The organism is Moraxella sp. 179-F 1C4 NHS (assembly GCF_045370505.1).
Classification (GTDB): domain Bacteria; phylum Pseudomonadota; class Gammaproteobacteria; order Pseudomonadales; family Moraxellaceae; genus Faucicola; species Faucicola tetraodonis.
Window position 1 is genome coordinate 44,633 of the sequence record NZ_JBIQEC010000007.1, and the last position, 12,348, is coordinate 56,980.

12 protein-coding genes are annotated in these 12,348 nt (G+C 44.9%); 8 read left to right on the top strand and 4 right to left on the bottom strand.

Going from position 1 to position 12,348, the window contains the following annotated elements:
* Positions 1-87: 87 nt before the first annotated feature.
* The 4 genes from ACH0AB_RS05000 to ACH0AB_RS05015 all read left to right on the top strand — a co-directional run bounded on the left by ACH0AB_RS05000 (position 88) and on the right by ACH0AB_RS05015 (position 3,263).
* Complete coding sequence (locus tag ACH0AB_RS05000; RefSeq protein WP_406877408.1) at positions 88-426, top strand: YnfA family protein; 339 nt, start codon at positions 88-90, stop codon at positions 424-426.
* A 97-nt stretch (positions 427-523) separates the two neighbouring features.
* On the top strand, positions 524-1,159 hold the full coding sequence (locus ACH0AB_RS05005) for a lysophospholipid acyltransferase family protein (RefSeq protein WP_096488295.1): 636 nt from the start codon (positions 524-526) through the stop codon (positions 1,157-1,159).
* A 362-nt stretch (positions 1,160-1,521) separates the two neighbouring features.
* Positions 1,522-2,367 carry a BamJ family beta-barrel-assembly machinery protein gene (locus ACH0AB_RS05010; RefSeq protein ID WP_406877409.1) on the top strand — a complete coding sequence of 282 codons (846 nt, stop codon included), beginning with the start codon at positions 1,522-1,524 and terminating at the stop codon, positions 2,365-2,367.
* A gap of 101 nt (positions 2,368-2,468) precedes the next feature.
* Positions 2,469-3,263, top strand: a complete 795-nt coding sequence (locus ACH0AB_RS05015) for a BamJ family beta-barrel-assembly machinery protein (protein ID WP_406877410.1) — start codon at positions 2,469-2,471, stop codon at positions 3,261-3,263.
* A 96-nt stretch (positions 3,264-3,359) separates the two neighbouring features.
* On the opposite strand, the gene argA is transcribed toward ACH0AB_RS05015, so the two are convergent.
* A complete protein-coding gene (gene argA, locus ACH0AB_RS05020; RefSeq protein WP_406877454.1) occupies positions 3,360-4,718 on the bottom strand; it encodes an amino-acid N-acetyltransferase in 1,359 nt (452 codons plus the stop codon).
* 501 nt (positions 4,719-5,219) lie between these two features.
* Between argA and ACH0AB_RS05025 the strand changes: the two genes are divergently transcribed.
* On the top strand, positions 5,220-5,753 hold the full coding sequence (locus ACH0AB_RS05025) for a hypothetical protein (protein WP_406877411.1): 534 nt from the start codon (positions 5,220-5,222) through the stop codon (positions 5,751-5,753).
* Positions 5,754-5,834: 81 nt separating this feature from the next.
* Here the strand turns inward: ACH0AB_RS05025 and ACH0AB_RS05030 are convergent, their stop codons facing one another.
* From ACH0AB_RS05030 to vapB, 3 genes are read right to left on the bottom strand one after another with little or no spacing between them, the layout of a single operon-like run.
* Positions 5,835-6,719 carry a patatin-like phospholipase family protein gene (locus ACH0AB_RS05030; protein ID WP_406877412.1) on the bottom strand — a complete coding sequence of 295 codons (885 nt, stop codon included), beginning with the start codon at positions 6,717-6,719 and terminating at the stop codon, positions 5,835-5,837.
* A 3-nt stretch (positions 6,720-6,722) separates the two neighbouring features.
* Positions 6,723-7,124, bottom strand: a complete 402-nt coding sequence (gene vapC / locus ACH0AB_RS05035; protein WP_406877413.1) for a type II toxin-antitoxin system tRNA(fMet)-specific endonuclease VapC — start codon at positions 7,122-7,124, stop codon at positions 6,723-6,725.
* A gap of 17 nt (positions 7,125-7,141) precedes the next feature.
* Positions 7,142-7,378 carry a type II toxin-antitoxin system VapB family antitoxin gene (gene vapB / locus ACH0AB_RS05040; RefSeq protein ID WP_406877414.1) on the bottom strand — a complete coding sequence of 79 codons (237 nt, stop codon included), beginning with the start codon at positions 7,376-7,378 and terminating at the stop codon, positions 7,142-7,144.
* A 279-nt stretch (positions 7,379-7,657) separates the two neighbouring features.
* Here vapB and recG point away from each other — a divergent pair, with 279 nt between their 5' ends.
* From recG to ACH0AB_RS05055, 3 genes are all read left to right on the top strand, one after another.
* Positions 7,658-9,826 (top strand): ATP-dependent DNA helicase RecG, encoded by a 2,169-nt coding sequence (gene recG, locus ACH0AB_RS05045; RefSeq protein ID WP_406877415.1) that lies wholly within the window; start codon positions 7,658-7,660, stop codon positions 9,824-9,826.
* A 208-nt stretch (positions 9,827-10,034) separates the two neighbouring features.
* Complete coding sequence (locus tag ACH0AB_RS05050) at positions 10,035-10,214, top strand: hypothetical protein (RefSeq protein WP_282842130.1); 180 nt, start codon at positions 10,035-10,037, stop codon at positions 10,212-10,214.
* Positions 10,215-10,479: 265 nt separating this feature from the next.
* Positions 10,480-12,297, top strand: coding sequence for an alkaline phosphatase D family protein (locus tag ACH0AB_RS05055; protein ID WP_406877417.1), 1,818 nt, complete (start codon positions 10,480-10,482; stop codon positions 12,295-12,297).
* Positions 12,298-12,348: the final 51 nt, after the last annotated feature.

A 12,348-nucleotide genomic window follows, 5' to 3' on the forward strand; every position in this document is an offset into this window, starting at 1 on the left:
GACTTTTCAAAAGAAAATGACGCTCGTGATGCGATTTATCAACTTTCCCTTTCTGCCTAACATCTAATATGGGGCAAATCTGCGAATATGACTAAATTGTTGATTACCCTGTTTTTATTCTTTATCACCGCCATTGCCGAGATTGTCAGTTGCTATCTTGGCTATCTGATGCTCAAACAGCACAAACCGCTTTGGCTCATTGTACCTATGACCATCACGCTCGCCGTGTTCGTATGGTTATTGACCCTTCATCCCACCGCGACAGGGCGAGTGTATGCCGCATATGGTGGCATATATATTGCGACGGCTTTGGTATGGCTAAAATTTGTCGATGGCGTTTCTCTGACGCACTGGGACAGCATTGGCGGTTTGGTAATATTGTTGGGTGCAAGTATTATCATCCTTCAGCCCAAAAGTTTATTATAAATTCCTCCAATCAACAAATTTGCTAATTTGAGTGAACTAATGTAAACTGAAAATTTTAGCCTAGTATCTTAATTTTAGTATCTCAAAGAGTATATTCATGGATATCAACCAAACGCCAGTAGACCCTAGCCAATTTGGGTCTAACGTGCCGCGCCGTCATGACCCAAAAATTGCCAAACTTGCCGCAAAATACTTACAAATAACGGGTTGGCAAGTGGTCGGTGACGTACCTAATGTCAAACAACTGGTGATGCTCGCTGCCCCGCACACCTCCAATGAAGATGGCTGGAATGCGGTCATGGGCATTTTATCGGTTGGCATTGATTTTAAATTGATGGGTAAAAAAGAGTTGTTTCGTCTCCCCCTCATCGGGTCTTTCTTAAAATGGGGTGGGATGATTTCAATTAACCGTCAGAAAAAAGGTTCAACTTTGCAGGCCGCCATTGAGCAATTTAACCAACAAGAGCAGCTTTGGTTAGGGTTGGCACCTGAAGGGACACGCAGTTATACCGAAAAATGGAAAACAGGGTTTTATCATATTGCCGTAGGGGCAGGCGTACCAATTTTGCCGATTGCGATGGACTATAACACCAAACAAATGCGCTTTATGCCCTTGTTTTACCCAACGGGCGACTATGACGCCGATTTACCCAAAATTTTAGAAAACTATCGCGGCGTTTTGGGTAAGCATTTTGAAAAAATGTCACAGCCGTTGCAAGATTTGCATAGCTAATTGTCTTAGCTACCCCATAAATTTCTTACGCTGTTTCTACGTTTAGCTACTTTTAGTTAAGGTAGCTTTATGTCAAGGCTTAACAAGTCTGCTGTCGCATTCATCCCATTTATCATTAGCGGGTTGATAGGGTGAAAAAAGGGGTAAAAATGCGCCATGAAAGTCCTTCTGCTGCCGATACGGTCAACAAAAGGGTATAAATTTAAAGACCGTTTTGCTATCGCCGCTATTTGCCCACAAAAAAACCTAAACCTGACGATGCCATAGGTTTTACAAACTATTTCTGCTATGATAGATACAATTTTGAGACGATTTTTAAGTAGTTATTAGACCTTAATTGGACATATCAGATAGGAAATTTTATGAGCAATAATACAGTTCCCGTATTGGCAGCAGTTGTGTTAGGTGCTTTGGCATTATCACCCGTTTTTATCAAAAGTTTTGGCAATGACCCACAAGTAGCCGCCATCGGTAGCCGTCAGTTGGCGGGTAATTCAGCCGCTATCAATGCCCAAAGCAGTGAAGTGGCAAAAGTAGGTTATAGCCTAGGTTATATGATGGGTCAAAACGTCAAAAAAGACGCCAAAGACCTCAATCCTGCTGATATCAATCAAGGTATCAATGACGGTTTTAATGGTAAAACATCGACCATGACCCGTGAAGAAATGATTAAAGCGGTACAAACCTATGAGCAAAACCAAATCCAAAAACGCCTACAAGACAACCAAGCCAAAGGCGAGGCTTTCCTAGCGCAAAACGCTAAAAAAGCAGGGGTCAAAACTACCGCGTCTGGCTTACAGTATGAAGTGCTCAAAGAAGGTACCGGCGCGCAGCCAAAAGCCACAGATATCGTAGCAGTACAATATGAAGGTAAATTGTTAGACGGTAAAGTATTTGATAGCACCGCACAGCATGGCGGTCAACCTGCGGTATTCCCGCTTAACCAAGTTATCCCGGGTTGGACTGAAGGCTTACAATTGATGAAAGAAGGCGGCAAATATCGCTTCTACATTCCATCAAAACTTGCTTACGGTGAGCAAGGTGCCCCTCAAGGTGGTATTGAGCCAAATAGTGTGCTCATTTTTGATGTTGATTTGCTAAAAGTCAATCCACCCGCTGATGCTGCACAGCCTGCCGCAGCAGATATCCAAGCCCAACTACAACAACAAATTGAATCCATGCAATCAGCTTCTCAACCTGCCCAATAGATGGGGTTGGCATCAGCTAGGTTGATATCAATCAGCTGGGCAAGCGCAACTATCGAATTCGCTCGCCCTACCTATCTGCACTATGGCAAAGGAACTTCCCAATGATTTTAGGATATAAAAAAGTAAGTTTAGTGACTGGCATCGCTACTGGCATGCTGTTAGCAGTTACGTCAATCAGTGCAAATGCCGCACCGGCAAGCACTAACGCAAACAAAGTTGCGTCCTCTGTTTATGTACCAAAGTCCACAGTGACGGCAACTAGCCCAGCATTGGTACAAGTCGGCTATAGCTTTGGCTATCTGATGGGTGAGAGCAACAAAGACAGTATTGATGACTTAAATCTTGATGCGTTTTTTCAGGGATTTCGGGATGCATACTCAGCGCAGTCGCCCAATCTTGACAAAAAACAAATGCAAAAAGTATTGCTAGACTATCAAAAAAACAAAGAAATTGCCTATGCCAAAGAAGTACAAGCGTTAGCAGCTAGCAATGCGGCAAAAGGCAAACAGTTCTTGCTAGAAAACGGCAAAAAATCAGGCGTTAAGACTACTGCGTCGGGTCTACAATACCAAGTGCTAACACAAGGGAAGGGCAAATCGCCTAAAGCGACGGACAAAGTGAAAGTCCACTACGAAGGGCGCTCGATAGACGGTACCATTTTTGACAGCTCTTATAAACGTGGCGAACCTGTGACTTTCCCACTCAATCAAGTGATTAAAGGTTGGACAGAAGGGCTACAGTTGATGAAAGAAGGGGGTAAATACCGTCTATTTGTCCCCGCTAATTTGGGGTATGGCGAAGCAGGTAATGCCGATATTGAACCCAATAGCGTGTTAATTTTTGATATCGAGCTGTTACAAGTCAATCCACCTGTGACCCAACCCGTCAAACTTTAAGTTTTTTCCCATCTTAAAGTTTTCCCCAGTTGGCTATAAAAAAACGCTCATATTCCTATTGAGCGTTTTTTGTATGATGGGTTGAAAAGCGTACCTTTAAAGCACCTTTTTTAATACTTTAGAGTTACGGGTATTGTCATAAAAAGCATAGCGGTCAGCCGGTAGCGATTCAGCAGGGACTTCCATAAACCCATGCTCGACAAACCAATGTGCGGTACGAGTAGTCAAGACATAGAGTTCATGGATGCCACGGCTACGCGCTTGTTGCTCTAAGAATGCTATCAAATCTGCGCCACGGCTACCATTGCGATAATCGGGATGGACAGCCACACAAGCCACTTCCGCGGCTTGGTCGTTGAGTGGGTATAAAGCCGCGCAGCCTAGCACCATGCCATCACGCTCAATCACGCTAAAGTTTTCGATATCGCTCTCTAAACGCTCACGCGAACGACGGACCAAAATACCTTGTTCTTCGAGTGGCTCTAGCAGTTCAATCAAACCTACCACATCGTCGATATCGGCACGGCGAATTTCTTCATACGGGTCATGGGAGATTAGCGTCCCTGAGCCATCACGGGTGAATAACTCTTCAAGCAGTGCGCCATCTTTGGCATAGGAGATGATATGAGTACGGTGGATACCGTATTGACAAGCATCGCTGGCTGCCCGTAAGAAACGCGCGATTTCTGAACTTTCAGGAACATCACGTAAGAAGCGTGTCACCTCATGCGGAATCATCTCTTTAAGCAGGTGAGTGCCATCTTTATAGATACCTGTTTGCTCACCCAAGAAAATTAATTTATCCGCTTTTAGGCTAATCGCGGCTTGTAGCGCCACATCTTCAGCCAGCAGGTTAAATACTTCGCCTGTCGCAGAATAGCCCATACTACCCAAAATCACCACATGATCATGGATTAAATTGTTGTGGATGGCTTCGGCATCAATCGCACGTACTTCCCCAGTAAATTGGTAATCGATGCCATGACGGATACCGTAAGGGCGGGCGGTGACGAAGTTGCCTGAGATGGCATCAATACGAGAGCCATACATCGGCGAGTTGGCAAGTCCCATCGATAGCTGCGCTTCAATTTGCAGGCGAATTGAGCCAACGGCTTTTAGGATGTACGGCATGGCTTCTTTTGTAGTGATGCGCACATCGTCTGCCATCGGTGTTTCGATATGGTTCTCGGCAAGATTGGCATCAATTTGCGGACGCGCACCGTGAACTAGAACGAGCTTAATGCCAAGACTATGCAGCAGCGCAAAATCATGAATCAAATGGCTAAAATTGTCGTGATTGACCGCTTCGCCATTGAACATAATGACAAAGGTCTTGCCACGATGGGTATTGATATAGGGCGCAAAGTTACGAAACCATAATACATAAGGCGGGGTAATATACGCAGGGGTTGTGGCAGCGGCATTTTGTTGGGCAGTATTGGGTAAATCAATCATAGCGTGATAGGCAAGTATAGGGTTATTATCAGTCATCGTTTCGCCATTGGCAAGCGGTGCATTGCCATGGGTAAAACTTGCTGAAGTATCGGTTGAAGTTGGCATGATAACAGTAGACATGATAAAAAAAGTAGACGTACAAACAGCGCACGATAAAGTTTTTGTCTCTTTTAATTAAACATACATGTAAGTTTAACAGCGTGATTGCGAAGCATCGCTAAGAGACTAACGATAAGGCTATCAATAAACCTTACAAAATACAATAGCTAATCTTACTGATTTTGGCTGCGCTGTTTGTATTTAGTAAATTCATCGCGTAACTTTCAACTTGCTAGTGAGTTAAATTGTAAAGTTTGTTATGCTAATCTATAGTCAAGCATTAACCTATTTGACCATCCAATCAGCGGTGTATGCCAACCTGCCAAAAAAAGAGAATACGCTAGCACCCGCTGACACAACAATTTTGAACATTTGAAAATCATGATTTAATGGAGAATATTCATGCAAAAGCTTTCAGTATTCGCGCTAATGACCGCCTCACTTGGGGCATCAGCCGCCGCAATGGCTGTGCTACCAACGGTGGCATTAGACCCTGTTGATAATAATCAAGCTGCACCTATCTCAGCGCCAGTTGCTGAGCAAGTTCAAACCCGCATTTTAGCCTCTGTTGTTGGTCAGGATCCACAAGGTCAAGAAGTGTTAAGCCCCGTCAATGCACAAACGCGCCTTGCATCAGGCAACGTCGTAGAGTATCGCGGCTACTTAACCAATAACAGCCCCGACCGTATCCGCAACATGAAAGTGACCATGAACATCCCAGCCAATATGGAGTTAGTGAGCACGAGCGATGTAGAGCCAACCCGTGCGTTCGGCAGTATGGACGGTGCCAATTTTCAATATATGCCACTAAAAACCAACATGAATGGCGTGCTACAGAACCTACCGATGACTTACTATAAAGCCATACAGTGGGATGTACCAGGTTTGGGTCTTAATGAAGTAGCGATGGTGAAGTATCGTTTAAAAGTAAAATAATAAGCGCTCAATGCCTAGAAGGGCTCACGCATAAAACTGCTCGAAGCATAGCACCGCTCAATGATTGAGCGGTTTTTTTATTTACAATTTTTGAAACTTGCCGATTTTTTGCTCGATATCGCTGAGCTTTGCTAAGGTTGCAATTTCCCCTGCTTTTATCGTCGCCTCTCTGGCTATGGTATTAGTGGTGCCAATATCACCAACGGCTGGGCGTATCACCACGTCCGCTAATTTGATTTCAGTAGCATTTGCTTGATTGGGGATGACCGCAAATGTCTTATCCAGTAGCGCCCAAAAATCTTGTGGATGACTGTTTTTTGGCGGGCTTGAAACATCTACCGCGATGATAATATCTGCGCCCATTTGTTTGGCAGTTTGCACAGGCACAAGGCTTGTCAAACCGCCATCGCCATAGCGTTTATTGTTGATACGTGGCGGTACAAAAACGCCATACACGCTACTGGATGCCCGCACCGCAAGCCCGGTATTGCCTTTATCAAAGACGGCTTTTTGCTTGGTGGTTAAATCCGTGGCGACACTGGCAAAACGGATGGGGAGTTTTTCAATCGGTTGATTATCGACTTGGGTATTGACCCAGTTTTGTAATTTGATGCCTTCGATAAAGCCTTGTTTGCTCCAGCTATAATCGAGCAATTCATTATTGCTAACATGGGTCGCGATGTCTTCAAGTTCGCTAGCGGACTTGCCACTGGCGTATAAACTACCGACTAGACTGCCGCTACTGGTACCGACAATTAAGTCGGGGGTGATGCCATTTTTTTCCAGTACCTTGATGACGCCGACATGAGCAAAACCTTTGGCACCGCCACCGCCTAATACAAGGGCGATTTTGGGTTTTATTGATGGTTGAACGGGTGGTTTAGTAGGTTGTGTGGGTATCAATGGCGTTTGGGTACAGGCGGGGAGTGCGAAAGTTAATAGCAGGTAAGTGAATAATTTTTTCATGATTTATGACACCCAGTTATCTAACCGTAATCCTTCGACACGCTCAAACTCTCTTAGATTATTAGTCACCAAAATTAAGCCGCGGCTACGGGCATGACCTGCGATATGCATGTCATTTTCGCTAATGACGTTACCTTTTTTAGTCAAGTCAGCATAAATATTGCCGTAATGACTTGCCGCTTGGCTATCGTAGTCAAGGATAATCAAACGTGATAAAAAATCATCCACTTGTACCAAGTTTTTAGCCATATTTTGGCTGTTTTCTGCGCCAAAATACAATTCCGCTACTGTGATACTACTGACACAAATTCTAGCGGCATATTGGTTGAATTTATTTAAAGCCGCAATCGGACGTTGTTTGATGACGTGAATGGCGATATTGGTGTCTAGCATAAAGGTCAGCATACATCGCTTCCTAGGCGTTAGTCAAAGCTTTCACGTTGGCTGATAGGGGCGTTGCTACGCTCTGCCATAAAGTCATCGCTGACGAGGTCTTTGGCAATAAAAAAGCTGTCCCATACGTTATTGATAGGGGTTAAAATACGTTCGTTACCGACTTTGCGGATATGAACATGTTTGATGTCATCAGCAAATCGCATATCCGCAGGTAGGCGCACAGCTTGGGTGCGGTTGTTAAAAAATACGCTAGCTTGGGTCATAAATTATCCTTTTTATGCTATATATAATAAGTATATAGCATAAATTTTAAAAAGCAATCTGCGCTATTTTTTAGTGAAAATTCTGCGGATTATGTTTAGCAGACAAGCATAGGAGACGCTACTTTCAGCAGGTTTTTTTGTAGCGAAAAATCTCGCTTTGCAATCAGGCTATATTAAAAACAAAACCCTGTAAATGCTGTTAAAAAATGCCATAATAAACCACCTTTTTCATTAAAATAAAATCAATAAAAACAAGCTGTCTAAGGCAAGACGAACTGCATGACCAACCCCATGATTCAACCCAATACTGACATCTTTAATCTCCCTGTCACCGCGCTTGCTGGCGTGGGTAGCAAAATCGCTGAACAGCTTGACCAACTAGGTATCGAGCGCGTGTTTGATTTGTTGCTACATTTGCCGCGTGATTATGAAGATCGCAGCCGACTGGTCAACATGTGTGATGTCGTCGATGGACAATCGGCATTGCTACAAGGTACCGTTGTCCGCGTCGACAACAAAAAGATGGGCCTCAGCGTGACATTGCAAGATAGCACAGCACAAACAACATTACGCTTTTTCAAAGTCTATCGTGGACTGACCGAAACCATGGCAGTGGGCAATACCTTGCGTGTGTTTGGTGAAATCAGTATCAGTAAGTATGGCACCCAAATCAGCCACCCTGAATATGAAATTATTACTGGACATCAACCCCTGACCAATACAGGGCTGATACCTATTTATCCAACGGTCAAAAACTTGCACCAAAATAAACTGCGTAGCTTGATTCGACTTGCGCTGCAGACGGTTAAACAAGCCGATCCTGTGATCGCTACTATCAGTGATACTGAGTGGCAAATTGTACAAAGCGCGCTGAGCCAACAGTTTCCGTTACTGGCAGGTAGCCACAACCCATTTGGGGAATTTAGCTTGCTAGAAGCCATTAGCTTTATCCATCAGCCACCGATTTATACCGATTTGAACAAGCAAATATTGGTATTAGAGGCATTAAAAAATCGCAGCCATCCGACGTGTCAGCGGCTCATTATCGAAGAAATGCTGGCGCACCAGCTGAGTCTACTGTACCGCAAGCAACAACTTTATCAGCATAAAGCACCGCGCTGCGATGCCACAAGCGCGCTTGCCAATCGGCTGTTAGGCAATTTACCTTTTACCCCGACCGATGCCCAAAATCGGGTAGTGGCGGAAATCGTCAACGATTTGTCAACGTCAGTGCCCATGCTGCGACTCGTGCAAGGCGATGTTGGCGCAGGCAAAACCTTGGTAGCAGCTTTGGCAGCGTGTTATGCGCTTGATAGCGGCTGGCAAGTGGCGGTGATGGCACCGACAGAGATTTTGGCGGAGCAACATCTTAATAACTTTAAAAGCTGGTTTGAACCGCTTGGCATCGGTGTGGGTTGGCTGGTGGGTAAGCAAACAGCCAAAGCGCGTGAAAAAGCCTTGCAACAAGTGCAAGACAACGAGGTGCAAATCGTGGTCGGTACGCATGCGCTATTTCAAGAGCATGTCAATTTTGCCAAGTTGGGCTTGGTGATTATCGATGAGCAGCACCGTTTTGGGGTTGAGCAGCGAATGGCGCTAGTAGATAAAGGCTTGGCGCATACCACACCGCATCAGCTGATTATGACAGCCACACCCATACCGCGTACCCTTGCCATGAGTGCATTTGGTGATATGGATACGTCCATCATTGATGAACTACCGCCCAACCGTACCCCCATCACCACCGTCACTATAAGCCGTGACCGACGTGATGAAGTGATTGAGCGTATCGCTGCCAACTGCGAGCAAGGCAAACAAGCTTACTGGGTGTGCCCACTGGTCGAAGAGTCTACCGTGCTTGATGCGCAAGCCGCTGAAGCGACCTATGCCGATTTGAATGATAGGCTCAATCTGAACATTGGCTTGGTGCATGGCAAAATGAAACCCAATGACAAACAAGCGGTGATGGCGGATTTTAAAGCGGGTAAAACCGCTTTGCTGGTGGCTACCACCGTGATTGAAGTCGGGGTCGATGTGCCCAATGCCTCGCTGATGGTGATTGAAAATGCTGAGCGATTAGGGTTATCGCAATTGCACCAGCTACGCGGACGCGTGGGGCGTGGCACGCAAAAAAGCTTTTGTGTATTGCTTTATCAAACGCCATTGTCAGAAACGGGTATCGAGCGGCTCAATGTGCTACGAGATAGCAACGATGGCTTTGTGATTGCGCAAAAAGATTTGGAACTGCGCGGTGCAGGGGAGCTTTTGGGTAAACGGCAGACGGGGTTTGATAGTTACTATGTCAGTGACCTAGCGAGGGATGAAAGCTTGCTAATCGTGGCGCAAGCGATTGCTAAGTACCTAATTGCTGATGAAAATCGCAAATCACAAGTGCAGCAATATATCAGCCATTGGACACCCGATGCCATCAAATACATTAACGCATGATAGCCCATAGTAGAGGCTTAAATTCTGATAAAACGTTGTTTTTACGGATAAAGGGCCTATTCACATCCGCAATTTTTTGTTATTTTATGCCATATGACTGATGGATGAATGTACACTTGCATGGCTATGGGTTTTAGTTGATTTTTTATACACGGGGCAATATCACGGTTATTAATTTAGAATTATCAATATTTTAAGGATATATGTTATGCCACAAACCAAATATGATGTACCTATCGCAGACAAAGCGCATGCGGATGAAATCATCAAAAAAACCGAAGACATCAAAGGGGTCAAGTTTGTCAATGTTAACCCTAATGGCACCATCGTTGTGACCCATGGTGACGACTTTGATGAAGCGGCATTCAAAACGGCCGTGGGTATCTAGCTACTAGTCTTGATAAGCGACTAGGTTTTATGCCTAGTTTTATTGCCTGTATGTTTTATTACATAGATTTTTGACTGCACAAAAGCTGACTTCGGTCAGCTTTTTTATTGGCTAAAATTTACCGTAAATTGTTCATTCAATCGTCATACGGTTGTCACCTTTGTCAGCTAATGTTTCCTACCGATAGCGTATCTTTTTATTACAATTTGACTTATCACAATTTGACTTTTCATATTGTGGCTTTGCCTAACCTTGAGGAAATCCCATGACTGACCAACCCGCTGAGCAAAATTCTCCTATCCACAATTTGATTAAAGATACCCAGCCATCAAACTCAAGTATCAACCGTCGCCGTTTTTTACAATCAACATCGCTTGCGACTGCCGCAGGTGCATCGATGTTGCTGGTGGGTTGTAATAATGACAATGATGATAATGATAACACAGCGCAGGTTAGTTTTTTACATGGCGTAGCCAGTGGCGACCCGCTTGCTGACAAAGTGATTTTATGGACTCGGGTGACACCGGTGAGCAGTGGCAGCAGCCTTGATGTCGAGTGGCAAATTGCCAGTGATAATGCGTTTAACACCATCATCAATAAAGGCACGAGCAAAACAAACGGTGGGCAAGATTATACGGTCAAAGTGGATGCCACGGGTTTACAGCCAAATACCCCTTACTTCTATCGATTTATATGTGGTGGTGTCACCAGTCCGATTGGCAAAACCAAAACCCTACCTGTCACGAATGTCAATCAAGTGAAACTTGCGGTGGTGAGCTGTTCAAACTATCCTGCAGGGTATTTTCACGCGTATGCCGATATTGCCAAGCGCAGCGACGTCGATGTGCTGCTGCACTTAGGTGATTATATCTATGAATATGGTCGTCATACCATCGATGACCAAGGTAAAACGGTGCCTGCCTATGCCTCAAGCCAGGCCGCACAGCTCAATCGTGAAGTCATCCCAGTTGAGGAGTTACTCACCATTACTGGCTATCGCTTGCGCTATGCCCAATATCGTACCGATAAAGATTTGCAAGCTGTACATGCCGCCATGCCAATGATTGCGGTATGGGACGACCATGAGATTAGTAATGACACCTTCAAAGAAGGTGCCGAAAATCACCAATCTAATGAAGGCGACTGGAATCAGCGCAAGATGGACGCGATGAAAGCCTATCATGAATGGATGCCCACGCGTAATAGTGTGATGACGCAAATTTATCGCAGTTTTGATTTTGGTAATTTACTCAGTCTACATATGCTAGACACCCGTGTCATTGCCCGGGACAAACAGCTAGATTACAATAATTTTTTAGTTAAAGACGCCAATGGTCAGCTCACTTTAGATGCCGCAAAATTCACCGCAGCAATGCAAGATACCAGCCGCCAAATGATTGGTTTGTCACAACAAAACTGGCTAGCAGGTCAATTGCAAGCGTCAAAGTCGACTTGGCAAATTCTAGGCCAGCAAGTGGTGATGGGGCAGATGTTTATTCCTGCACCCGTACTGCTCAACTTTATGAACCCTGCTTTGGGCGTAGATGCCGTCACTTATCTGACCCTAATGCAAAAAGCGCAGACTGCACCAACAACTTTGACGCCCCAAGAGCAAGCTATGGTACAACAGTTGCAGCAAGCGCCATTCATTCCTTATAACCTGGATGCGTGGGATGGTTATGCGGTGGCACGCGAGATGATTTATGGTATTGCCAACGCGATGCAAAAAAACTTAGTGGTATTGGCAGGCGATACCCATAACGCTTGGGCGAATAATTTAGTCAATGTCAAAGGCGAACCCGTTGGGGTGGAGTTTGCGGTACAGTCAGTGACATCGCCAGGTTTTGAAGAATACTTAGCAACAGTTGACCCAAAACAGCTAGCACTGGGGCTACCCATGCTAGTCAAAGGCGGTACGTTAAAATGGTGTGATAGCTCTCAGCGCGGTTATATGATTGTGACAGCGACCCCTGAGCAATGCACCAGCGAGTGGGTGTTTGTCAGCGATATCACCAAGCCCACCTATACAAGCAATGTTGGTAAAACCATGCGTGTCAAAGTGGGTGAGCCTTATTTGGTTTAGACAACTTTGACAAAACCCAATAAAAAAGCCGCTAACGTTAGCGGCTTTTTT